Genomic DNA, 25,157 nt, shown 5'->3' with positions numbered 1-25,157 from the left:
GGAACAAACGATTACAATGGAGAGTTTGATCCTGGCTCAGGATGAACGCTAGCGGCAGGCTTAATACATGCAAGTCGGACGGCAGCACGGGTAGCAATACCTGGTGGCGAGTGGCGCACGGGTGCGTAACGCGTATGCAACCTACCCTTAACTGAGACATAACCTGGCGAAAGCTGGGCTAATATCTCATGAGGTTATAGAGGGGCATCCTGATATAATCAAAGCAGCGATGTGGTTAAGGATGGGCATGCGTCCCATTAGCTAGTTGGCGAGGTAACGGCTCACCAAGGCGACGATGGGTAGGGGTTCTGAGAGGAAGGTCCCCCACACTGGTACTGAGACACGGACCAGACTCCTACGGGAGGCAGCAGTAAGGAATATTGGGCAATGGTCGGAAGACTGACCCAGCCATGCCGCGTGCAGGAAGAAGGCCCTATGGGTTGTAAACTGCTTTAGCCAGGGGCTAAACCTACCGATGCGTTGGTAGCTGAAGGTACCTGGAGAATAAGCATCGGCTAACTCCGTGCCAGCAGCCGCGGTAATACGGAGGATGCGAGCGTTATCCGGATTTACTGGGTTTAAAGGGTGCGCAGGCGGTTGTTTAAGTCAGGGGTGAAAGCCCTATGCTCAACATAGGGATTGCCTTTGATACTGAACGGCTAGAGTGAAGATGGAGTGGGTGGAATGTGTTGTGTAGCGGTGAAATGCATAGATATAACACAGAACACCGATCGCGAAGGCAGCTCACTAATTTTCAACTGACGCTCATGCACGAAAGCGTGGGGATCAAACAGGATTAGATACCCTGGTAGTCCACGCTGTAAACGATGATCACTAGCTGTTGGTACGCTGAAGTATCAGTGGCTAAGCGAAAGTGATAAGTGATCCACCTGGGGAGTACGACCGCAAGGTTGAAACTCAAAGGAATTGACGGGGGCCCGCACAAGCGGAGGAGCATGTGGTTTAATTCGATGATACGCGAGGAACCTTACCAGGGCTCGAACGCAGGGGGGATATACCTGAAAGGGTATAGCCAGCGATGGTCGCCTGCGAGGTGCTGCATGGTTGTCGTCAGCTCGTGCCGTGAGGTGTCAGGTTAAGTCCTATAACGAGCGCAACCCCTATCCATAGTTGCCAGCGGGTAAAGCCGGGGACTCTATGGGAACTGCCTGCGCAAGCAGAGAGGAAGGAGGGGATGACGTCAAATCAGCACGGCCCTTATGTCCTGGGCTACACACGTGCTACAATGGTCGGTACAGAGGGCAGCGACCACGTGAGTGGGAGCCAATCCTTAAAAGCCGATCTCAGTTCGGATTGGAGTCTGCAACCCGACTCCATGAAGTTGGATTCGCTAGTAATCGCGCATCAGCCATGGCGCGGTGAATACGTTCCCGGGCCTTGTACACACCGCCCGTCAAGCCATGGGAGCTGGGGGTACCTGAAGTTCGTGACCCGCGAGGGAGCGACCTAGGGTAAACTCAGTGACTGGGGCTAAGTCGTAACAAGGTAGCCGTACCGGAAGGTGTGGCTGGAATACCTCCTTTCTGGAGCCGACTCTATACCACTAGAAGGTAGAAGAGCCGCTACGCTAAACCTCTTATAAATATAAACAGGACCAAGAAATAGCGATACAGAGTCCCGTAGCTCAGTTGGTTAGAGCACTACACTGATAATGTAGGGGTCCGCAGTTCAAATCTGCGCGGGACTACGTAAAAGCGAGAGATATCTGCCCGGCGAGGAGAAAAGGGGCGAAAGGATCGTATCCTTGGATATCGCGACTGTAGCAATACAGAGAAGGTTCTTTGACAACGCTGTGAGATAAGATACGAGAAAGAGCGAACTTGAGCGACCTAAAAAAGGATAGAAGAAAGTTACTAAGGGCGCACGGGGGATGCCTAAAGGCTCTCAGAGGCGAGGAAGGACGTGATAAGCTGCGAAAAGCGTCGGGGAGGTGCAAATAACCAAAGATCCGGCGATATCCGAATGGGGGAACCCATCCCGATGAAGTCGGGATATTCTGCGGTGAGCAGAAGGCGAACGCGGGGAACTGAAACATCTAAGTACCCGCAGGAAGAGAAAACAATAGTGATTCCCTGAGTAGTGGCGAGCGAAAGGGGAGTAGCCCAAACCAATAATGTTAAGGCATTATTGGGGTAGAAGGACTGCCAAAAAAGCCTGAAGATTGATATTTGAACACAACTGGAAAGTTGGGCCAGAGAGGGTGATAGCCCCGTAAGAGAAATTGATTGAAGGCGAGGCAGGATCCTGAGTAGCGCGGGACCGGAGGAATCCTGCGTGAAACAGCCGGCACCATCCGGTAAGGCTAAATACTCCTGAGAGACCGATAGCGAAGAAGTACCGTGAGGGAAAGGTGAAAAGAACCCCGGACAGGGGAGTGAAAAAGAACCTGAAACCGTGCGCTTACAAGCGGTCGGAGCCCTGAGCTTGTCGAAGGGTGACGGCGTGCCTTTTGCATAATGAGCCTACGAGTTACGCCTCTCTGGCGAGGTTAACCACAAAAGGAGGTGGGGAGCCGAAGCGAAAGCGAGTCTGAAAAGGGCGATAAGTCAGAGGGGGTAGACGCGAAACTTTGTGATCTACCCATGGCCAGGCTGAAGCCTCGGTAATACGAGGTGGAGGGCCGAACCGGTAAACGTTGAAAAGTTTTCGGATGAGCTGTGGGTAGGGGTGAAAGGCTAATCAAACTGAGAGATAGCTCGTACTCCCCGAAATGTCTTTAGGGACAGCCTGGGGTGATAGTGTCTTAGAGGTAGAGCTACTGATTGGATGCGGGGGTTTCACCGCCTACCAAATCCTGACAAACTCCGAATGCTAAGACATGATACCCTGGAGTGAGGCTATGGGTGCTAAGGTCCATGGCCGAGAGGGCAAGAACCCGGATCACCGGCTAAGGTCCCCAAATGTATGTTAAGTTGGTAAAACGAGGTCTGACTGCATTGACAGCTAGGATGTTGGCTTGGAAGCAGCCATTCATTTAAAGAGTGCGTAACAGCTCACTAGTCGAGCGGTTGGGCGTGGATAATAAGCGGGCATAAAACATACTACCGAAGCTGTGGATTTATACTATAGAGGTATAAGTGGTAGGGGAGCATTCCAGGATTGCGGAAGGATATACGCGAGTATATCTGGAGAGACTGGAAAAGCAAATGTAGGCATAAGTAACGATAATGCAGGTGTAAACCCTGCACACCGGAAGACTAAGGTTTCCTGATCAACGTCAATCGGATCAGGGTTAGTCGGGGCCTAAGGCGTACCCGAAAGGGGGAGCTAATGGACAACAGGTTAATAATCCTGTACTTGCTATAAGTGCGAAGCGGGGACGTTTAACTGAGGCACTTACGAACTGACGGAATAGTTCGTAGAGCATAGCCTACGGGCGAAGCGAAAGTGATAAGGGAGAACCGAGAAAAGCCGTGGAAGCGTCAGCTTATAGCAACCCGTACCGCAAACCGACACAGGTAGTCGAGGAGAGTATCCAAAGGTGCTCGAGTGAATCATGGCTAAGGAACTAGGCAAACTGACCCCGTAACTTCGGGAGAAGGGGTCCCTAAGCAGGCAAGTTTAGGGCGCAGAGAAATGGCCCAGGCGACTGTTTAACAAAAACACATGGCTTTGCGAAATTGAAAGATGAAGTATAAGGCCTGACACCTGCCCGGTGCCGGAAGGTTAAGGGGAGAGGTTAGTGGCGTAAGCTGCGAAGCTTTGAACCGAAGCCCCGGTAAACGGCGGCCGTAACTATAACGGTCCTAAGGTAGCGAAATTCCTTGTCGGGTAAGTTCCGACCTGCACGAATGGTGTAACGATCTGGGCGCTGTCTCAGCCATGAGCTCGGTGAAATTGTAGTAGCGGTGAAGATGCCGCTTACCCGCAACGGGACGGAAAGACCCCGTGAACCTTTACTATAGCTTAACATTGACTTTGGGTAAACGATGTGTAGGATAGGTGGGAGACAGTGAAGTGGTGGCGCCAGCCATCATGGAGTCGACGTTGAAATACCACCCTTTGTTTGCCTGGAGCCTAACTCTGGAAGGAGGACAGTGTTTGGTGGGTAGTTTGACTGGGGTGGTCGCCTCCAAAAGTGTAACGGAGGCTTTCAAAGGTACCCTCAGCACGCTTGGTAACCGTGCGTAGAGTGCAATGGCATAAGGGTGCTTGACTGCGAGACAGACGTGTCGAACAGGGTCGAAAGACGGACATAGTGATCCGGTGGTTCCGCATGGAAGGGCCATCGCTCAAAGGATAAAAGGTACTCCGGGGATAACAGGCTGATCACTCCCAAGAGCTCACATCGACGGAGTGGTTTGGCACCTCGATGTCGGCTCGTCATATCCTGGGGCTGGAGAAGGTCCCAAGGGTTCGGCTGTTCGCCGATTAAAATGGCACGCGAGCTGGGTTCAGAACGTCGTGAGACAGTTCGGTCCCTATCTGTTGTGGGCGTAGGAAGTTTGAGGGGAGCTGACCTTAGTACGAGAGGACCGGGTTGGACAAACCGCTGGTGTACCTGTTGTGGCGCCTAGCTGCATAGCAGGGTAGCCAAGTTTGGAAGGGATAAGTGCTGAAAGCATCTAAGTACGAAACCCGCCCCAAGATGAGACTTCCATAGAGGGCCCTTGAAGACTACGAGGTAGATAGGCTGCAGGTGTAAAGGTGGTAACATCTGAGCCGAGCAGTACTAATAGCCCGAGACTTTACTATCCGAGGTAGAAGCGAGAGTTTGTTCGAAAAGTATCTTATCTCAGGCAGGTTGTCGAGGTTAGCGCAAGCTAGCTGCAAGGCACTATGGCGGTTATAGCGGTGGTGATCACCTCTTCCCATTCCGAACAGAGAAGTTAAGCCCACCAGCGCCGATGATACTCGCCCCAAAAGGGAGGGGAAAGTAGGTCGCCGCCAAGCTCTTATATCAAAGGCTGTCCACACCTGGGCAGCCTTTTGTGTTTTATAATTTTCTTGAGTCTATATCACCCTGTTCTCCTTACAATACTATTAGTTTGCGAGTTAGTGTCTCCCCTGCATTGTTCAACTTAAGGATATATACACCCGCCGGCCAACTGCAAGCTCTTTGAATTCTTACCTCGCCTCTGAAATCCTTATTATCATACAGTGTTTCAATAATTTTGCCATCTAATGAGTATAGGTCTATCCTGACGGGGCCGCTGTTTGCTTTGTAATGAATTTCCAACTTTTCTGTGACGGGGTTAGTAAATAGCAAAAGGTTGTCGTTTACAAGCGTCCTTTCTTCCTTTCCCAAGGATGAATTTTGGCAGTTGCTAAATGATACTCCGTCGAGCCAGAGCGTAAATCCATAGTCCCAGGTATCGGCCCATAATTCAAAATAATTAATGTCATTTAGATCTACTGTACCTACTGTCTGGCGGCTAAACTGTGCATTTCCACTCAATGGGAATGCGTACTTTTTCCAGGTTTGATGGGCTGCGTTGAGCAATGATGGAGAAGCATTGTATCTGTAATATCCTCCGGTGCGGTTGCCCAGGCGAAGGTGGAAATATTGAAAGCCATAAACAGGATTTTTAATGGTCTTTACCCAGAATGTAAGGGTATCTTGGGGACTGAATGACCATGACGCCAATGTATCTCCCTGCGGACGGTAATTCAAAGCCACATACCACCCTCTACCGGTTGTTAACTTCAACGAGGCAATTCCTTCAACTTTGTCTGTGCTGTCGAATGTAAGGGTTTCGGTTTCGCGGCTGCCATACCCCAATTCCGGGTAAGATTGCCACAATGCAGTTGGCTCCGAAAGGTCGCACAACGGAATGTTTTGAATCTGAAAGGGAGGACCGGGAGTATAAGGCTGCCAGGTAATATTGCCAAGAATTTTTTCCCCGATAAAACTTTCGCCGGTAGGTTGATACAAGTTTTCTATGGCATTTATATTATCTGTTGAAAGGCTACGCATATGATATACAGTAGAATACCTGAAGGAATTCCCTTCGATGGTATCATGGTCCGATTGGCCCTCAAAATAAATTGCAGCATCACGGTTATAGTCCAAATTGTTGTCTCTTACTACAAGTTTCTCTGTTTTGGATGCATGAATGCCTTTTGTATTCCCTGTTATAATATTACCCCTGATGATATAATCATGGCTCCATTGGTTTTGATATCCAGGTATATTGCTCCCCTCCCATAATTCAATACCTATGGGATTATTTTGAATGATATTTCCCCGTATTGTGTTTTGAAACCCTCTATCTATGGCAATTCCCGAATTGTAATTACCTATTACTTCGTTGCTGTCTACGATTGAATTGAAGGAATACCCCAGCCAGAAACCATAATGGCTGTAATTGCACTTGTTGAACTTGTAAATGTTACCATCGGCAAAGGTTGCCTCAATGGCATTGTGCGGAGAATGTGAACACTCGTTATAGTAAAACTGGTTGTTGTTAGGTATCTGGGAATATTGATACTGCCCCAGGAATACCCCATCGCCTGACCATGACAGATCATTGTGCTCGACCAAATTGTTGTTTGATACAATCATTAGCAAAGCAGCGCAATCAGAAGGATCGGTATAAGGCCGGTTTATGTGGGCTGCCTGGTTGTGATGAATGTGACAATTGTCGGTAAAATACATGCGAATACCAAAAGAAGTGTTCCAGTCGAATGTGTTTTCGTAAATCTTAAATCCTGAGCAGTGGTATAGTGCTACGCCGTCGTTTTGGTATTGCATGGTGTTATTGTGGATGCTCCCCTCATGACAGTTATACAGCATAACACCACCTCCCAGAGCCTGCTGGTAGTCGCTCCAAACATCAATCCAGCCCGCAGAGTCCACTTTGTTGTATGAGAAATTAGTATTGTAAATGAAAATGCTATCGCTATTCATTGCGTGAACAGCGTAATAGTAGTGCTTCACCTGGTCCAGGTTTCGGATGGTGATGTTGCGGCAATTGTTCATCTTGATGAAGTATCCTGTATAGGATAGACCATCGGAAATTACTCCGGGTCCTTCTATAATAACGTTTTCTACATTGTTGAGTCTGAGCAGTCCGTCATTTCCCGGATCGCTTACATTGTAGTTCCCGGGATTGATGATGATGTGAGAATTGGAGGCAACATTGTAGTTATCCTGAAGATTGATGTAGGTCTGGGCATTTAAATGTAATGATAGAATACAGGTAGCCCATAAAAAAATCCGTCTCATGGCTAATAAGATTTGGTCGGTCTAAAATTAGGCCAAAAGACGGATAATCTGTATGGGTTTTTGCAAAATATCCCTACAAGGAGGAACGTGTCCAGTAAGTAGTGCGTCCTAACATCGAAACCCCAATAAATCCTCTGATTTTGAGTTTGTTTTTGTTCTCCATACGAATATAACAACTATAGGTTTTTCCCGATTTAGGATCGTATATTGTACCATCCTTCCATTCATCCTTACCATCGAAACTAAAATCTTTCAAAATTTCAAGCCCCAGCGTCGGGCGATTTCTAAGTGCAGGATTGGGATTGTGTTTGTCCACCTTGGGTTTGTTGGTTTCGGGATCAATTGGGGTTTTGAGCCATACAATCTTGCCGTAGTACTTTCCTCCATTTTCAAAAATCTCTATTTTGGCATCTTCATCCTGATTGAGCCATATGCCTTTTACATCAATACTTTTATAGGTTTGGCTCCATGCGACTTTTGTGAAGCCCATCAAATTTATTGCAAGTGTCAAAATAACAAGGATACCTTTTTTCATTATTTACTCAGGTTTTGGTGAATCTGGCAAATATATGTAATTTCAATGATATAAAGTCAACCAGTGGATTTTATTACATTTGGCAGGATTTATTGTCATGGGCATTAAAAATTTTTTACGGAAATACTATTCTTTCTCGAAGCGGGAGCAAAGAGGAATCATGGTATTACTTGCCCTTATCCTTGTCTTTTGGATTTTGACGCTGGTAATTGAAAACCATCATCAGCCGGTTGATGTCGAATATATTAATGGCGATACACTTTCTGTGAATGAAATTCGAAAGAGTAGCCATTATACAGAAAAAGCAAAGGATAATCCTCAATTAGATTTTGTTGCAAAAAAAATTCAACTTTTCCCCTTCGATCCCAATTTACTGGAAGAAGAAGGTTGGAGAAGACTCGGCCTTCCCGCAAGAACTATAAAAGCTATCCTTGCCTATCGTAAGGCGGGGGGTAAATTCAACAAACCAGAAGACCTCAAGCGTATCTATACTCTCACTCCGGATGATTATCAGCGCATAGCTCCTTATGTGGCCATTGAAAGAGCCCGGAAAGATAGCATTAAGTCTTTAGTTCCTCGAAAAGGAGACTTTTCGGCCCCACCTATTCCAATCATTGATTTGAACAGTGCAGATACATTGCAATTGCAGGATTTGCCGGGTATTGGGCCTACTTTTGCCAGACGTATATGGAAATATGGACAACGTCTGGGCGGTTATCATAATTCGGAACAATTACTCGAGGTTTATGGAATGGATGCCTCAAGGCTTGAAAAAATTAAGCCTTATATTATCATTGATACTACGAAAATCAGAAAGATTGACTTAAATCAAGCTTCGTTTAAAGATTTGTTACGTCATCCTTATCTTGAATATTACATGGTGAAGGCAATTGCCGATTACCGCCAAAAACATAATGGTATAAAAGAGATTAGCGAATTGAAAATATTGCCCTTGATGTACGATGAGCTATATAATAAATTAAGACCTTATCTTGCTATCAACCCTGAATACATAATTTCGCAATGATGAAACTGCGTTTTCTGCTACAAGTTTTACTGTTAGTATTTATCATTCGTGTATATGCCCAAACCAGGGTGGATAGCTTGTTGGATTCTTATTTTGACGCAGTCGGGCGAGATCCGCAAAAGGCTATGCAGCTGGCATTCAAGGCACTGGAGGCAGCGCGTGCTATCCATGATCGGCATAATGAGGCAGTTGCGCTTGAATGCATCGGCGTACAGCATTATTATAGAGGTAATTACGCCGATGCAAAGAATTACTTACATGAAGCAGAGAATTTATATCGTAAAGATGGATCGCATAAGGGTTTGGCTAGCGTTTACAACAATTTAGGCCTTGTAGAACAAGACCTTGGCAATTATTCCCGTGCAATAGCCTGTTTTAGTTTTGCGCTGATAAACGATGAGAACGAGGGTGATCATAGGGGTAAAGCGATTACCCTCAATAATCTTGGTACCGTTTATTTATATAGAGGGGAATATGACAGAGCCTATGATTATTTCAAACAATCTTTAAGATTGGGTAAGCAAATGTCGGAAAACGAAGCGATAGCCAATGCCCTGAATAATCTCGGTTTGTTTCACCTGGAAATGCAGAGTTTCGATAGTGCCCTTTACTATTTCAGAAAGGCCCTACTAATGGCTGATGCGGATTCAGATCTTTATGGTGCATCGATTGCTCGTATAAATCTGGCCATGGCTTATGCCGGACTTTATCTTTTCGACAGTGCCGACCTAAGCTTCGAACAGGCCCTGCCCGCCATTGAATTACTGAGTGACCCAGACCTGGAAATGGAATATTTGATTCACTATTCAGAACTGGCCTTGCTTAAGAAAGATTATAATGATGCATTGCTTAAATTGCTTGCAGCCCAAAAAATCAATAATCGGCTGGAGCAGAAAAAGAAATCGGCTGAAATTTTCAGGAGAATGGGTTCTGTTTTGGCGCGCAGCAGAGATGTTGAGCATGCTTTTGCTTATTTCCATCTGGCAAAAAATATCGCCATTACCGTAGGACTGACGCCAGAACTTGCTGCTAACTATGCTGAACTATCGCTGGCCCATGGTATTCATTTGAATTATGATAGTGCACGGTACTTTATGGAAAAATTTGCTGAACTGAAGTCGAAAATGCTGGTGAATGCGCCTGATAGCACCTCCATTGCTCCCATTCAAACCGCAGCAAAAATCGATCATCCGCGTGGGTTTAAATTGTTTCTTAACATTGGTATTGCGTTGGGCTTATTTTGGATATTGTTGATGTTATTTATGCGTTTGGCCCGAAAAAAAAAGGTGGATTCAAAAACAACATAAACCGTATTTTTTCGTAATGATATCAAGGATTTATAAATTTGTACCCATAAACTAGACTTATGAAAAAGATTTTCAATTTTAGCGCATTTACTTTTATCCTTTTAGCTGTATTCATTCTGGCTTCCTGCGATCAGGAAGACGTTAATCGCCCTGTGACGCAGTATCAGGTGAAATACCTTGTTGTAAGCCATTTGAAGAATAAATCAGATATTTACGTGCGATATTTTAACCCGAAGTATTCAAACATAGTCTCTGAATACTACGATACAATTAAAGAATGGTCATTCGAATTTAAAGGCAAGACCTTTGATCATCTTTATCTGGAAGCCTTTACTGTAAGAGACAGTGCTTTGTTGGAGGTGCAGATATTGGTAAACAATGAAGTTGCAACCAAGGACATTGATAGTTGTCCGTGGCCAGTAACCTGCGATACCAACCGCGCAGTGGCTACTTTTACCCTACAGTAATTCGTTGCGGCAGAAGGGGTTTAAAAACATGGCAAAGCAAAATATTTTTCGGACTTTCCCCGGTACATTCTGGGTGGCCAATACTATGGAATTGTTTGAGCGTTGGGCCTGGTATGGGTTTTATATGGTTCTGGCGCTTTACCTAACAGGCTCTACCGATACTGGAGCCCTGGGATTTACCCAGGAGCAAAAAGGCAATTTGATGGGGCCTGTCACTTTTTTACTTTACCTTCTTCCGATTATCACTGGAAGTATAGCCGACCGCTATGGCTACAAGCGGGTCTTACTGGTGGCTTTCCTTGTCCTTTCATCAGGATACTTCTTGCTGGGGAGGGTAAAAAGTTATTGGGCCTTTTACTTCCTTTTTATGTATCTGGCTGTCGGAGCTGCTTTGTTCAAGCCTATCATCACTGCCACTGTTTCGCGTACTACCGACGATCGCAATTCTTCCATAGGTTTTGGCATTTTTTACATGATAGTCAACATTGGAGCTTTTATTGGGCCAATTGTCGCTTCAAAGCTCAGAATTATTAGCTGGCAGTGGGTTTTCAACATGTCTGCCTTTATTATTCTGGTCAATTTTGTCTTGCTGCTATTTTTCTATAAAGATCCGGTAAAAGAAAAGAGCGGAAAACCCTTGGTTGAATCCCTCAAATTAATTTTTCGGAACGTTGCTACAGTGCTTTCCGATGTAAGACTTATCGTTTTTCTGCTTATAATCGTTGGGTTTTGGGCCATGTATCTGCAACTTTTCTACACTCTGCCGGTATATATCGACCAGTGGATGGACACTCGGCCTTTATATAATTGGCTGTATGATCTTTCTCCGGCCATTGCGGCAGCTATTGGTACTCCTTCGGGGACCATTGCACCCGAAATGCTTACCAATCTTGATGCCTTTTATATAGTCCTTTTCCAAATAGCCGTTTCCGGTTTCGTTACGAGGTTTACACCCCTGCGGGCTATGGCAAATGGAATTCTCCTTTCATCGTTGGGAATTGGGATGATGTTTGCTTTTAACAACCCCGTTTATCTGATTTTTAGCCTATTGCTTTTTGGCTTGGGTGAGATGGCTACTTCACCCAAGACCCAGGAATACGTGGGTAAAATAGCCCCGGAAGGTAAAACCGCTCTGTATATGGGTTTCAGCTATTTACCGTTGGCTGGCGGCCATATTGTAGCAGGGTTTCTCTCAGGGTCAGTTTACGCTGATATTGCTGATAAACCGACGCTTCTACGGAAGCTTTTAATAGACAAAGGCATTCAGCTACCAGCACCTGGAGATGGTTTACCGCTCAGCGATTATTATGGGGCGGCTGCAAAAGCTTTGAATGTGGCTCCTGATAGGCTCACAGCTTATTTATGGGAGACTGCTCAGCCATGGAAAATATGGGTGCTGTTTACAGCAATAGGTTTGTTTACCTTTATTGCTTTAATTTTGTATAATCGCCTGGTAATAAAGCCCAAATTCGGGTAAATGCCTCTATGATACGCCAACATTGGCTCAAACTGTTACTTCCCTCTTTGCTGCCTCCTTTATTGATGGCGGGGGTCTTACTCTATTCATCCATTACTGGTCACTCCTTGAGTAGATGGGGCATAATGCCATTACATTTTGAAGGCATACCGGGAATTTTATTTGCTCCATTGGTGCATGCTGGCTTCGATCACCTTTTTTCCAATATTATCCCGTTTTTTTTTATGACCCTGCTGCTTTTCTATTTTTATGAGGAAGTGGCCTGGGGCGTGCTTATCTGGTCATGGATTTTTCCGGGGGCATTGGTTTGGTTGGGCGCACGCGAAAGCTGGCATATCGGAGCCAGTGGAGTAGTATACTCATTAGCGGCCTTTCATGTGGTGAGTGGAATTGTGAGACGTAATCCACGTTTACTCTCTATTTCTTTACTCATGGTTTTCCTTTACGGGGGGATGATTTGGGGTATTTTTCCTGATTTTTTCCCTGGTAAAAATATCAGCTGGGAATCGCACCTGGCCGGACTGATCACAGGTTTCATCCTTGCCGTCTATTATCGCCGCCAGGGTCCCCAGGCGCCCGTCTATAGTTGGGAATTGGAAGAAACCGGGAATGAACAACCTGACCCTGATTATCAGGCTGAACAAGCCAAGGAGACAATGGTTAGATATATCTTCAAAGAAAAGGAAGAAGGGGAAGGCCCAAATAAGTAATCCGAACCTTATTTATCTTTGCGCAATACCAATTACAATTTGAACCAATGAAAAAATCTTTCTTATTTCTGATACTTGCGGCAACTATTTTCTCTGGATGCCGCAAATCTAACCAGTTTAGCATTGAGGGTAAAATCTCTGCTGCCGACAATGGGAGTGTATATCTGCAATCTTTTACAGATGATGGGCTTAAAACCATTGACTCTACTCAGCTCTCAAAAGGGAATTTCATCTTTAAAGGGAATATCGACAACCCTGAATTCGTATATATCAGTTTCGGGCCTGGTAAAGGAAGAATCGGACTTTTTCTTGAGCCGGGAAAAATTAAGGTGATGGCTCATGCCGATAGCCTGCAGGCTGCAAGAGTAACAGGTTCAACGTTAAACAATGAATATGCTTCATTTCGAAAAGGTTTTAATACTTATCAGCAGCGTCAGGAAGAACTCTACCATCAATATATGGCTGCCAAAGAGGCCAACGATACGGTAGTGATTCGTAATATCGGAAAAAGCTGGGATATGCTCGATCGTGAGCAAAATCGTTTCGTAAAAGATTACATTCTCTCTCATCGCAATTCTGTGTTGGGCCCGTTTTTGGTAAACCAACAGCTGATTTACACCATAGGCCTGAAAGAGCTCGATAGTCTTGTCTCACTTTTCCCTTCTTCCTTAGACAGTTCTGTTTACGTTAAACGGCTTCGCCAGCGTATCAATATTCTCAAAAAAGTAGATATCGGACAGCCGGCACCTGAGATTAATTTGCCCGACACCCTCGGCATACCGCGCAGTCTTTCCGCTTTTAGAGGTAAATTCGTACTTATTGATTTCTGGGCATCATGGTGTGGCCCCTGCCGGGCTGAATCCCCCAATCTTGTAAAAGCTTACAAGGCTTTTAAAGATAAAGGGTTCGAAATTTTTGGCGTATCGCTCGATAACGACAGAAAAAAATGGATTGATGCCATTAAGGCCGACGGACTTAATTGGATTCATGTTAGTGATCTAAAAGGATGGCAATGTGCTCCCGCAAAAGAATATGGGGTTAACAGTATTCCTCATTCGGTACTTATTGATCCCCAGGGAAAAATCATCCGTAAAAATCTGCGCGGAGAGGAACTGATACAAACCCTGCAAGAGATACTCATTAAGAAATAGAAATAGTTTACATTTGAGCCCGGGCGAAGCGAATAAACCTATTCGGTTCGCCTTATTTTTTGATTAAACCGCTCTATTTTGAGAGGTTTCTTTCGATTGAAATTCGTGATATCTCTGCGAATTTTGCTTCAAATGGGTAATCCCTTACCTTTGCAATTTAAAATTAATCTAAATTGCTTTGCGAACGCTCAATGAATTGAAGCAAGGGGAAACCGCCATCATTGCGAAGGTTAAAGGCCGGGGAGCTTTTCGGCGTCGCATTATGGAGATGGGATTTGTGTCGGGCCGCCGGGTAAAAGTGATTCGTCGGGCGCCCTTGCAGGATCCTATTGAATTTGATATTGGGTACAACGTCTCCCTGCGTGAATCGGAAGCCAGCCTCATTGAAGTTTGTGTCACTGACGCTTCTTCTGAGTATGTACAGGCTCAACCCCTTCATCTTGACGTCGATGGGGCTTCTTTTATCCCACCTTATAAAAAGCGGTCGCGCCATATCAATATTGCCCTGGTGGGAAATCCTAATGCAGGAAAAACAACGATTTTCAATCAATTATCAGGCCTGCGCGAGAAGGTGGGCAATTATGCCGGAGTTACTATCGATGCCCACGAGGCAAGAATATTGTTTGGCGATCACGAGTTGCATATCACCGACTTGCCCGGCACCTATTCCATCAGTGCTTATTCGCCGGAAGAACTTTTTGTGCGAAACCATATTCTAAACCGCATGCCCGATGTGGTTGTGAATGTGGTAGATGCCTCCAACCTTGAACGCAATCTCTACTTAACTACTCAGCTCATCGATATGGACATACGCATGGTAATTGCCCTGAATATGTTCGACGAGCTGGAACAAAAAGGGGAAAAACTTGATGTAGAATTGCTTTCACGTTTATTGGGGGTGCCTATTGTTCCCACGGTTGGTTCTAAAGGTCAGGGACTTGAATTGCTTAAGCAAACCATTGTCAGGGTTTATGAGGATAATGAGCCGGTGGTGAGACATATTCACATCAACTATGGCCTTGAGTTGGAAAAATCCATTCGAGCTATACAAGAAGTCATTCGTCGCCCTGAAAATGCTTTCCTTACCGACCGAATTTCATCCCGTTTCCTCGCCATAAAGTTGCTCGAACGCGACCACGAGGAAATGAACCGAATCAGATCCTGCCCCAATCACGATGAAATTCAAAGCGTGGTGAATGAACAGGTTGCCCGAATAGAGTCTTTGACAGCCGATTCGGCCGAGGCAGCCATCACCGATGCCCGCTATGGGTTTATTGCAGGCGCGCTTCGCGAAACCATGTCTCCCAGTGTGCCGGGGCAGCGTGAAATTACACAGGTAGTTGATTCTGTGCTAACGCATAGGTATCTTGGATTGCCCATTTTTGGCCTTTTCATGTGGCTGATGTTCGAAGCTACTTTCTCCCTGGGAAAATACCCTGTCAGTTGGATTGAACAAGGGGTAGACCTCTTAGCTGATTGGGTGCAGTCTATTATGGCTCCTGGTATGTTCCGCGACCTGCTGGTAGATGGTATCATCAGCGGAATTGGCGGAGTGATTGTGTTTTTGCCCAATATAGTTCTGCTTTATCTTTTCATCGCCCTGATGGAAGACACCGGGTATATGGCAAGGGCGGTTTTTATTACGGATAAGTTGATGCACAAGATAGGACTTCACGGCAAGTCTTTTATTCCTATGATGATGGGCTTTGGATGCACGGTACCAGCTATCATGGCCACACGTACACTCGAAAACCGCAGCGACCGCCTGGTAACCATGCTCATAACCCCCTTCATGTCGTGCAGTGCCCGTTTACCCGTCTATGTTTTGCTGATTAGTGCATTTTTCCCCAATCATGCAGGCTCTGTTTTATTTGGTATTTATTTATTTGGTATCTTAATTGCCATTTTGATGGCCTTGTTGTTGAAAAAAACGCTTTTCAGGCAACAAGTTTTACCTTTTGTAATGGAACTGCCTCCTTACCGCATCCCTACCTGGAGGGTTGTGCTGATGCATATGTGGGACAGAGCTGTGCAATATTTGAAAAAAATTGCAGGCGTGATTTTGGTGGCCAGCATTGTGATCTGGGCCCTGGGTTATTTTCCCATCGATCACCAGGTACATCATAATTATGTGAAGAATCGCCAGATAATCGAGGACCACTATCAGCGACTGTTATCCGTACATCCCGGAAAAGCTCCGTTGTTGGAAAGGGAACGCGACAGCCTCATGCTTCGTCTCGAAGAACATTACCTCACTTTGAAGCAGGAAAACTCATTCATAGGCCGTATTGGCAAATTTATCCATCCCCTGATGCAACCTTTAGGATTCGACTGGAAGATGTCGGTAAGCGTTTTGGCTGGCATACCGGGGAAGGAAGTTGTAGTGAGCACCATGGCAGTTTTATATGGAGGGGGCGACGAAAACTCCCATACCCTCAAACGTCGCTTGCAGCAAGAAACCTACCGCGATGGTCCAAGAAAAGATGAAGTAGTTTTCTCACCCCTTGTAGCCCTTAGTTTTATGATTTTCATTTTGCTGTATTTCCCTTGTATGTCCACAGTTGCTGTAATCGGCTATGAATCGGGTAGCTGGAGATGGGGCGCTTTTGTTGTAGTTTATACTACCGTAATCGCCTATATCGTCTCTTTTCTCGTATATCAATTGGGAAGCCTGATAATTGCTTAAATCTCCATTTGAACTTCAACTCATGCAGAGGATAAATTTAAGTTTGATCCCTTAGTTTTTTCTTTAATTCCTCTACATTTTTGTATCCTTGATTTCGGGCTTCTACCTCCAGATAAGCTCTAGCAACCATAATTTCCAGTTCTTTTTGTAGCAGTAGCTTTTTGAGTTCTTCATGCTCCTGTTGTAATGCCTTTAGCTCATCACTTATATCCGGACTATGTTTTGTGGCTCGCTTTTTCATACATTCCTCCGTCTAATAAAATCTCTTTTTCCCAATAGATAATACAAGCTATTTTACTAAACATCAGAATTAATACATTTTAGGGCATTGCCTTTGCGAAGTAAATTCAATTTTTTAATTTATTGACTTTAAAAGAGTTGCATTAATTTTGCCCTTTCATATCCATTTACATCCTTTGGGTATAGACAAATTTCAGGACAAGACAAACCTGAAACCCGGAACTTGGAACCTGAAACCCGGAACTTGGAACCTGAAACCCGGAACTTGGAACCCTGAACTTGGAACCTGGAACTTGGAACCTGAAACTTGAATCCTAATCCTTAACTTTGCGCCTCAATTCAATATAAAAGATGGAAACCTCCTCAGGCAAAAAATTCAAGCGTACCACCATCACCTCGGCCTTGCCTTACGCCAATGGCCCTATCCACATCGGACACCTGGCCGGGGTATATATTCCTGCAGATATTTACGCCCGTTATCTTCGTTCGCGCGGTGAAGAAGTTATATTTATTGGCGGCAGCGACGAACATGGAGTTCCCATTACCATCAAAGCCCGCAACGAAGGCATCACCCCCCAGCAGGTAGTCGACAAGTATCACGAAATAATTAAAAAATCTTTCGAGGAATTAGGAATCTCCTTCGATATTTATTCGAGAACTTCCTTACCTATTCACCATGAGACCGCCTCAGCATTTTTCCGTAAACTTTACGAGGATGGGAAATTTATCGAAAAAGTTACCCAGCAGTATTATGATGAAGAGGCAGGTCAGTTTTTGGCTGACCGTTATATTGTTGGAACTTGTCCTCACTGTGGGTTCGAAAAAGCCTATGGCGACCAGTGTGAAAAATGCGGAACCTCACTCAATGCCACCGATTTAATTGAACCCCGTTCTGCCCTTAGCGGTAGCAAACCCGTGTTGAAAGATACCAAACATTGGTTTTTACCCCTCGACCAGTATGAAGGTTGGCTTCGCGAATGGATTCTGGAAGGACACAAAGACGACTGGAAAACCAACGTTTATGGGCAGTGCAAGTCGTGGATTGATCTGGGGTTACAACCTCGGGCCGTCACCCGTGACCTCGATTGGGGTGTTAAAGTTCCGATTGAAGGTGCAGAAGGTAAGGTGCTTTATGTGTGGTTTGACGCTCCTATCGGATACATCTCGGCTACCCGACACTGGGCCCAGCTCACCGGAGGCGACTGGGAAAAATGGTGGAAATCACCCGATACCCGTCTGATTCATTTTATTGGGAAAGACAATATTGTATTTCACTGCATCATTTTCCCGGCTATGCTTAAAGCCGAAGGAAGCTATATTTTGCCGGACAATGTGCCTGCCAATGAATTCCTGAACCTTGAAGGAGATAAGATATCTACCTCGCGCAATTGGGCTGTTTGGCTCCACGAATACCTGGAAGACTTTCCGGGCAAACAGGACGTATTGAGGTATGTTTTGTGTGCCAACGCCCCTGAGACCAAAGACAACGATTTTACCTGGAAAGATTTTCAGGCACGAAACAATAACGAACTGCTCGCTATCTTGGGCAATTTTGTGAATCGTACTGTGGTTCTCACCCATAAATATTTTTCGGGCCAGGTGCCCCCGGCAACCCACCTCATGCCCGATGACGAAGCCCTTGTGGCTGAACTGGCCTCATTTCCCGAGCGCATCGCATCCAGCATCGACAATTTCCGTTTCCGTGAAGCCCTCAACGATATGATGAACCTGGCTCGTTTGGGGAATAAATATCTTACTGATAATGAGCCCTGGAAGAAATGGCCGGCCGAAACTGACCGCGTAGCTACCGTGCTCAATCTCTCCCTTCAAATATGTGCCAACCTCGCCATTCTGGCCGAACCTTTCCTGCCTTTCACCTCCGGGCGACTTTTCCGGATTCTCAATCTCCAACCCCTCCGCTGGGCTTCAGCCGGAAATGCCTACCTACTTTCTGCAGGTCATTTATTAAATCAACCTGAATTTTTGTTTTCTAAAATCGAAGACGAACAAATTCAGAAGCAACTCGATAAGCTGGAAGCTGCGCGTAAGGCCAATTTGATGAAAGCCCCTGCTGCTCCGGCAAAACAGGATATCGATTATGAGGCCTTTGCCCGTATGGATATCCGTATCGGTACTATCCTGGAGGCTGAAAAAGTTCCTAAAACCAAAAAATTGCTTCGGTTAAAAGTAGATACCGGTATCGATACCCGAACCATCGTTAGCGGGATTGCTGAATATTATAATCCGGAAGAGATAGTTGGTCGTCAAGTATGTGTATTGGTTAATCTGGCCCCACGCAATATCAAGGGCATCGAAAGCCGCGGAATGATACTGATGGCTGAGGACCGCGACGGTACCCTGCGTTTTGTTTCACCAGAGGCTCATATCAACAATGGAAGCGAAGTGAAATAAGTTTTTTTTTCCCTTAATTTTTTTCAGGCCTGGCTCTGCCGGGCCTTTCTGTTTTATGCATGAAAAAATAAAAAAGGGCGAGTTGCCCCACCCTCAATGTTTTCACAACGGATCATGGATCCTTATTGTGAATTGATTACATTTGTATGGTGCAAATATATTAAAAATTTCTACTTTTACAAAAAAACAACAGCTATGGAGAAAAAAATTTTAGGTATTGACCTGGGTGTTGCTTCCATTGGGTGGGCTTTGGTCAAGTTAGATACTGAAAATCAGGCTAATAATGAAATTTTAAAGATGGGGGTGAGAATCGTTCCTATCGATTCTAATGATGTTCAGGATTATAGCAAAGGGACGGGAGAATCTCCTGCGCATCAAAGAACTGTGAAAAGAGGCATACGCAGAATGTATGCCCGCTACGTGATGCGACGCAAGAACCTAACCCAAAAGCTTCATCAACTGGGAATGTTCGATGCTTCCCTGTTTTCATTGGAAAAATTAGCCCTTTGGGGGCTTCGATCGCGTGCGGTGAATGAACAAATCAGCCTTAAGGAGCTTGGCAGGGTGCTTTACCATTTGCTTCAAAAGCGGGGGTATAAAAGCAACCGCAGGGAGAGTTCGAAAGAGAAAAAAGAGACTGATTATGTTCAGCAGGTAAAAGGCAGGTATCAACAGATTAAAGACTTACAACTCACTATTGGCCAATATTTCTACAGCGAGTTAACACAGAATCCTTATTTCAGAATCAAGGAAAAAGTATTTCCCCGGGGGGCTTATGAAGAGGAGTTTTGGGCAATAATGAGAAAACAACAAACTTTTTATCCCGAAATACTCACCCATGAGGTTGTGGATGATTTTTATCAAATTATTTATTATCAGCGACCTTTACGGAGCCAGAAGGGATTGGTGAAAATTTGTGAATTTGAAGGCAAGTGGGTCGTAAAAAACGGGCGCGAAATGTTCGTTGGTCCAAAGGTAGCGCCTCGAAGTTCTCCCTTGTTTCAAATCGAAAAAATTTGGGAAAGCATTCATAACATCCGACTTAAAAACAGGGATGGAGATCTTTATAAACTCTCTTTAGAGGAAAAGCAGAAAATCTTTCAATACCTGAATAATAACGAAAAACTCACTGGCCCAAAACTTCTTGAATTACTGGGGAAAGGTAAAAACGAAGGATGGTATTACAATAAGCTGATTGATAAAGGAATACAAGGAAATTTGACCCTGGTAAAAATAAAAAAGGCTTTGGGAGATTATCCCGATGCAGAGAATTTGCTCAGGTTTAATTTAGAATTCATAACCCAAGGAGAAGAAGCTTTACTGATTGATCAGGAAACTGGCGAAATTCTAGAAAGTTATGTAAAAAAAGAAGTTTCCCCAAGTATTGAGAATGAGCCCCTTTATCAGCTTTGGCATGTCTTGTATTCCATACATCAACCTGAGGAATGCGTGGAAGTATTGAAATCTAAATTCAACATTCCTGAAGAAATTGCATTAAGACTGGCTGAGCTGGATTTTACCGCCGGGGGATATTCCAGTAAGTCGCACAAGATGATACGAAAGATACTGCCTTATTTAATGGAGGGTTTTGATTATGCTCAAGCCTGTGAAAAGGCAGGATACAACCATTCTAATTCTCTCACAGGAGAAGAAAATCTGGCGCGACAGCTAAAGGATAAAATCGCCTTGCTCCCCAAGAATAGCCTCAGACAACCTATCGTAGAAAAGGTGCTGAACCAAATGATTCAAATCGTTAATGAAATTATTGATGAAAGTAATGGGCTGGTAACCCGGGAAGAACGCCTGAACAATCGCTTCGAGATCAGAATTGAATTGGCGCGTGAACTGAAACAAAATAAGCAGGATAGAGCTGAAACGTTTAGAAGAATTAAAACGATAGAAAAGGAGAATGAAGATTATGCCAAGGAATTGGAGAAGTATGGAATTAAAGTCTCGAGGAATAATATAGTTAAAATGAGGCTTTTCAATGAAACAAGCGTAGATGAAGATGGCAGGATAAATGCGATGTGTCTGTATTGTGGTAAGATGTTTGGCAAAGAACAAGCCCTCAAAGGCGAAGAGGTGGATGTGGATCACATTATTCCCCGATCATTGATTTACGATGATTCCCAACAAAATAAAATTCTTGTACACAGAAAATGCAATGCCACCAAAGGCGACATGACTGCCTACGATTTTATGGCTTCTAAAGGCGAAGAGGCACTAAATGAATATAAAGAACGGGTCAAGAGGTTATTTGATAAAAAATTGATAACCAGAGGAAAACGCGAAAGACTGTTAACGGCTCAATCAAAAATAGATAGCGAATTTATCGAGCGACAACTCAACGAAACCCGCTATATTGGTAAAAAAGCCCGTGAGATTCTAACGGCCGTTAGTTTCAATGTCCATGCTACTTCAGGTATGCTTACTGCTCGCCTGCGGCATTTGTGGGGATGGGATAATGTATTGTTAAATCTGCAACAAGAGCGATTTGAGTATCTGTGTAAGGAAAAACTGAGCGAGGCCAAAGAGGAGGAAATTCCGGAAATAATTGCAAGGATGAAGGAGGAATTTTCGAAACGCATCGACCATCGCCACCATGCCATCGATGCCCTGACCATTGCCTGCACCAGGCAGGGATTTATTCAACGCCTCAGCACCCTTCATGCCCAGCATACAAGGGATGAATTGTACCGATTGCTTAATAATGAATCCGGAGAAAGAGAAGATATAAATCCGGAAATTCAGGAACGACTTAACCTGGTTGATAAATATTTTATCTCCCAAAAACCTTTTGCAACTTACCAGGTGAAGGAAAAAGCCGCCGAAATATTTGTGTCTTTCAAACCGGGTAAGAAAGTAGCAGTTAAAGGCAGAAATATCGTGCATTTACCCGGACGCAAAACTTATGTCCAAAGGGGAGTGATAGTTCCGCGAGGGCCGTTGAGTGAAGAGAGTGTGTATGGAAAAATAAGGTTCCACGATAAACTCCAACCACTGAAGTATCTGCTGGAGCATCCCGATCTTATCGTGAATCCTCGCATTCGCGACCTGATATTAAAATTTAAACAAGACCATCCGGAGGCCTCTCCCAAAGATTACCCCAAAATTCTCAAAAAAGAGCCCATTTTGCTTCCTTCCGGAGAACCACTTACAGAAGCATTGTGCTATGCCGAAGATTACGTTATTCGCAAACCGCTTGATGTAAATAATTTTAAGAAAATAGACGATTTCAAATGGATTGTGGATAAGGGGATAAGAGAGCGAATAATAAAACATGTAGAGGAATATGGAGGAAATATAAAAGAGGCACTGGCCCATCCTGTTTATTACGACAAGGAAAAGACCCGGCCCATCCGCTCTGTCAGGATCTTTACAGGCCTGAATGCTGTTGTACCCATAAAATATAATTCCGACGGGCAACCCATGGGGTATGTAAAACCCGGAAATAATCATCATGTGGCCATTTATGAAGATGCGAAGGGTAATCTGCATGAACACGTCTGCACCTTCTGGCATGCAGTGGAAAGGTACAAATACGGCCTACCGGTGATTATTAAGGATACTACTCAAGTGTGGGATGATATTTTAAGGAGTGCGAAAGAATATCCCCAGACATTCCTTGGGCAACTGCCCGAAACAGGGTGGAAGCTCAAGTTGTCTATGCAAATGAATGAGTATTTCCTGATGTTTCTCGATCCGGAAAATGCAAGGGAGGCTTTGGAAAATAATAATTATAATTTGCTGTCATATTACTTGTTTCGAGTTTACAAGTTGGCTAGTAGTGACTATAATTTAAGTCATCAATACCTTACTTACATTCCATCTTCAAAATATGATCGTTTGAAATATGAATCTTTAAGATTAGCCAGCATTAATGCACTGATGAAAGCTAATCCATTGAAAGTAAAAGTAGATTTACTTGGTAGAATTAGCTTTTTATGATATATTATATTTATATGAGCTTTATCAATGATTAAAAGAGTTTTATATTTCAGTCAACCGGTTTGGCTGAGTTTTGAAAATAATAATATGGTTGCCCGTTTTAAAGTGATAGAGCAGCAGCCTGAGGTGAAAAAAGCAATGGGCGAAGAAGCCGAGAAACGTTTTCATCTGGATGACGTGGGTTTCGTGGTGCTCGATCACAGGCAAATCACGCTCACCCATCCCTTGCTTGCCCAACTGGCCAGCCGCAATATTGCATTGCTGTCCTGCGACGATACCCATCATCCCATCGGGCTGCATCTGCCTTTGTATTCCAATACCCTGCAAACCGAAAGGTACAAGGCCCAAATCGAGGCCTCAGAACCTTTGCGCAAGCAATTGTGGGCCCAATTGATACGCCAAAAGATCAAAAATCAGTCGGCCGTTTTGCTTCATACCGGTTTACACACCGAAGCCAATCACCTTAAAGCTATGAGCAATGAAGTAAAAAGCGGAGATAGTGGCAATTTGGAAGCAACGGCTTCGTATTACTATTGGCAACATATTTTTCAAGGTATTGAAGATTTTAAAAGAAAGCGTGAAGGTGAACCGCCCAACAACATGCTCAATTATGGTTATGCCATACTCAGGGCTATCGTAGCCCGGGCACTGGTGGCCAGTGGGTTGTTGCCAACTCTGGGACTTCATCACCACAATCGCTACAATCCCTTCTGCCTGGCCGACGACATGATGGAACCCTACCGACCCTTTGTAGATCGATTGGTGTATCAGATAATAAAGAAAAATGGGCTGAAAGAAGAACTCGACAGGGAAACCAAGGCAGAATTGCTTGCCATTCCTTTCATTGATGTAGAGATTGCGAATGAAACCAGTCCATTGATGAATGCGGTTCAATACTCCTGTCAATCTTTGGTGAAATGCTTCGAGGGAAGTAAACGCAACCTGGTATTGCCCGAAATGAATTAAGCCGTATGGCCGAAACTGAACGACTGAATGCATACCGAAATATGTGGCTGATGGTTTTATACGATTTACCTACCGAAACCAAAGCCCAGCGTAAAGCTTTTGCAACCTTCCGTAAAAATTTGCAAGGCTTAGGCTTCAGTATGTTTCAGTTTTCGGCTTATCTGAGGCATGTGGCCAGTCGCGAATCGGCCGATGTTTACAAGAAGAGAATTAAAGCTATAGTGCCGGAAGAAGGTGCAGTATGTGTATTAGAGATTACCGATAAACAGTTTGAGAAAATGGAGCTTTATCTGGGTACAAAGCGCAAGCCGCCACCCAACCAGCCCCGGCAACTCGAATTGTTTTAAAAAAACGGGGCGGGGAAGGTTATTTTGGCCCTCCCCGCCTCCTTTTTTTTGTTCTGAAAAGCCCCGAAAAGGTTTGATGAATCTACATTTCAGGGCATTTGTGCTGTAAAGCCAGGCTTAAAAATACAAAATGTAATCAATTCACAACCTACTGGGTAAAGGCTTCCCTCAAGTGTGTGCTGTAAAGCCAGGCATAAAAATACAAAATGTAATCAATTCACAACTCAGCCGCTTGGTGGCTTGAAAGGAAACACGCTGTAAAGCCAGGCATAAAAATACAAAATGTAATCAATTCACAACCGTCGCCGTTGTCGTATATGACGGCGACGGGCTGTAAAGCCAGGCATAAAAATACAAAATGTAATCAATTCACAACGCAAGTTACGATAACAAAAGCCCCGCTAAGGCTGTAAAGCCAGGCATAAAAATACAAAATGTAATCAATTCACAACGTTGTATGTCCAATATATATTATTGCCGAAGCTGTAAAGCCAGGCATAAAAATACAAAATGTAATCAATTCACAACCAGTTCTTCGCCAATCATTTCGGTCCAAATGCTGTAAAGCAAGGCATAAAAATACAAAATGTAATCAATTCACAACCCTTCATCGCTTCTGCAGTTGCTTTGACGTGCTGTAAAGCCAGGCATAAAAATACAAAATGTAATCAATTCACAACCCCGGAAGGACACGC

At 44.5% G+C, this 25,157-nt stretch carries 13 protein-coding genes, 1 tRNA gene, 3 rRNA genes, 1 pseudogene and 1 CRISPR repeat array; of the genes and pseudogenes, 15 read left to right on the top strand and 3 right to left on the bottom strand.

Annotated elements, in window-relative coordinates; genetic code table 11:
- Positions 1-11: 11 nt before the first annotated feature.
- The 4 genes from HPY71_11935 to rrf all read left to right on the top strand — a co-directional run bounded on the left by HPY71_11935 (position 12) and on the right by rrf (position 4,914).
- A 16S ribosomal RNA gene (locus tag HPY71_11935) occupies positions 12-1,546 on the top strand.
- Positions 1,547-1,634: 88 nt separating this feature from the next.
- Positions 1,635-1,708: transfer RNA gene (locus HPY71_11930), tRNA-Ile, on the top strand.
- A gap of 150 nt (positions 1,709-1,858) precedes the next feature.
- A 23S ribosomal RNA gene (locus tag HPY71_11925) occupies positions 1,859-4,717 on the top strand.
- An 82-nt stretch (positions 4,718-4,799) separates the two neighbouring features.
- Positions 4,800-4,914, top strand: a 5S ribosomal RNA gene (gene rrf / locus HPY71_11920).
- Together the 16S, 23S and 5S rRNA genes with 1 tRNA gene alongside form the textbook arrangement of a ribosomal RNA operon.
- A 79-nt stretch (positions 4,915-4,993) precedes the next feature.
- Here the strand turns inward: rrf and HPY71_11915 are convergent.
- Entirely contained in the window at positions 4,994-7,189 is a 2,196-nt protein-coding gene (locus HPY71_11915; protein NPV54209.1) for a T9SS type A sorting domain-containing protein, read from the bottom strand.
- A 73-nt stretch (positions 7,190-7,262) separates the two neighbouring features.
- Positions 7,263-7,724: a DUF2147 domain-containing protein gene (locus HPY71_11910; protein ID NPV54208.1), complete on the bottom strand. Its 462-nt coding sequence runs from the start codon at positions 7,722-7,724 to the stop codon at positions 7,263-7,265.
- Positions 7,725-7,821: 97 nt separating this feature from the next.
- On the opposite strand from HPY71_11910, the gene HPY71_11905 reads away from it, so the two are divergent.
- From HPY71_11905 to feoB, 7 genes and pseudogenes are all read left to right on the top strand, one after another.
- A complete protein-coding gene (locus HPY71_11905; protein ID NPV54207.1) occupies positions 7,822-8,751 on the top strand; it encodes a helix-hairpin-helix domain-containing protein in 930 nt (309 codons plus the stop codon).
- Positions 8,751-10,058: a tetratricopeptide repeat protein gene (locus HPY71_11900; protein NPV54206.1), complete on the top strand. Its 1,308-nt coding sequence runs from the start codon at positions 8,751-8,753 to the stop codon at positions 10,056-10,058. Before HPY71_11905 ends, HPY71_11900 begins: the two co-directional genes overlap by 1 nt.
- 59 nt (positions 10,059-10,117) lie before the next feature.
- Positions 10,118-10,525: a hypothetical protein gene (locus tag HPY71_11895; GenBank protein NPV54205.1), complete on the top strand. Its 408-nt coding sequence runs from the start codon at positions 10,118-10,120 to the stop codon at positions 10,523-10,525.
- 28 nt (positions 10,526-10,553) lie between these two features.
- Positions 10,554-12,002, top strand: a complete 1,449-nt coding sequence (locus HPY71_11890; protein ID NPV54204.1) for an MFS transporter — start codon at positions 10,554-10,556, stop codon at positions 12,000-12,002.
- A 125-nt stretch (positions 12,003-12,127) separates the two neighbouring features.
- Positions 12,128-12,712: a rhomboid family intramembrane serine protease gene (locus HPY71_11885; GenBank protein ID NPV54203.1), complete on the top strand. Its 585-nt coding sequence runs from the start codon at positions 12,128-12,130 to the stop codon at positions 12,710-12,712.
- A gap of 47 nt (positions 12,713-12,759) precedes the next feature.
- Positions 12,760-13,863, top strand: a complete 1,104-nt coding sequence (locus HPY71_11880; GenBank protein ID NPV54202.1) for an AhpC/TSA family protein — start codon at positions 12,760-12,762, stop codon at positions 13,861-13,863.
- 187 nt (positions 13,864-14,050) lie between these two features.
- A pseudogene (gene feoB, locus HPY71_11875) lies at positions 14,051-16,549 on the top strand (ferrous iron transport protein B).
- Positions 16,550-16,586: 37 nt separating this feature from the next.
- On the opposite strand, the gene HPY71_11870 reads toward feoB, so the two are convergent.
- Positions 16,587-16,790 (bottom strand): hypothetical protein, encoded by a 204-nt coding sequence (locus HPY71_11870; GenBank protein NPV54201.1) that lies wholly within the window; start codon positions 16,788-16,790, stop codon positions 16,587-16,589.
- A gap of 350 nt (positions 16,791-17,140) precedes the next feature.
- Between HPY71_11870 and metG the strand changes: the two genes are divergently transcribed.
- The 4 genes from metG to cas2 all read left to right on the top strand — a co-directional run bounded on the left by metG (position 17,141) and on the right by cas2 (position 24,462).
- Positions 17,141-19,201: a methionine--tRNA ligase gene (gene metG / locus HPY71_11865; GenBank protein NPV54200.1), complete on the top strand. Its 2,061-nt coding sequence runs from the start codon at positions 17,141-17,143 to the stop codon at positions 19,199-19,201.
- Between the two features lie 96 nt (positions 19,202-19,297).
- Positions 19,298-23,149: a type II CRISPR RNA-guided endonuclease Cas9 gene (cas9, locus tag HPY71_11860; GenBank protein ID NPV54199.1), complete on the top strand. Its 3,852-nt coding sequence runs from the start codon at positions 19,298-19,300 to the stop codon at positions 23,147-23,149.
- Between the two features lie 27 nt (positions 23,150-23,176).
- Positions 23,177-24,115 carry a type II CRISPR-associated endonuclease Cas1 gene (gene cas1, locus HPY71_11855; protein NPV54198.1) on the top strand — a complete coding sequence of 313 codons (939 nt, stop codon included), beginning with the start codon at positions 23,177-23,179 and terminating at the stop codon, positions 24,113-24,115.
- Positions 24,116-24,120: 5 nt separating this feature from the next.
- Positions 24,121-24,462 carry a CRISPR-associated endonuclease Cas2 gene (gene cas2 / locus HPY71_11850; GenBank protein ID NPV54197.1) on the top strand — a complete coding sequence of 114 codons (342 nt, stop codon included), beginning with the start codon at positions 24,121-24,123 and terminating at the stop codon, positions 24,460-24,462.
- Positions 24,463-24,564: 102 nt separating this feature from the next.
- A CRISPR array of direct repeats spans positions 24,565-25,142; the repeat unit is 30 nt; unit sequence TAAAAATACAAAATGTAATCAATTCACAAC.
- Positions 25,143-25,157 lie beyond the last annotated feature (15 nt).

The organism is Bacillota bacterium, assembly GCA_013178125.1.
In the GTDB taxonomy this organism is placed as follows: domain Bacteria; phylum Bacillota; class SHA-98; order Ch115; family JABLXJ01; genus JABLXL01.
This window is presented reverse-complemented; position numbering and strand designations above follow the sequence as displayed.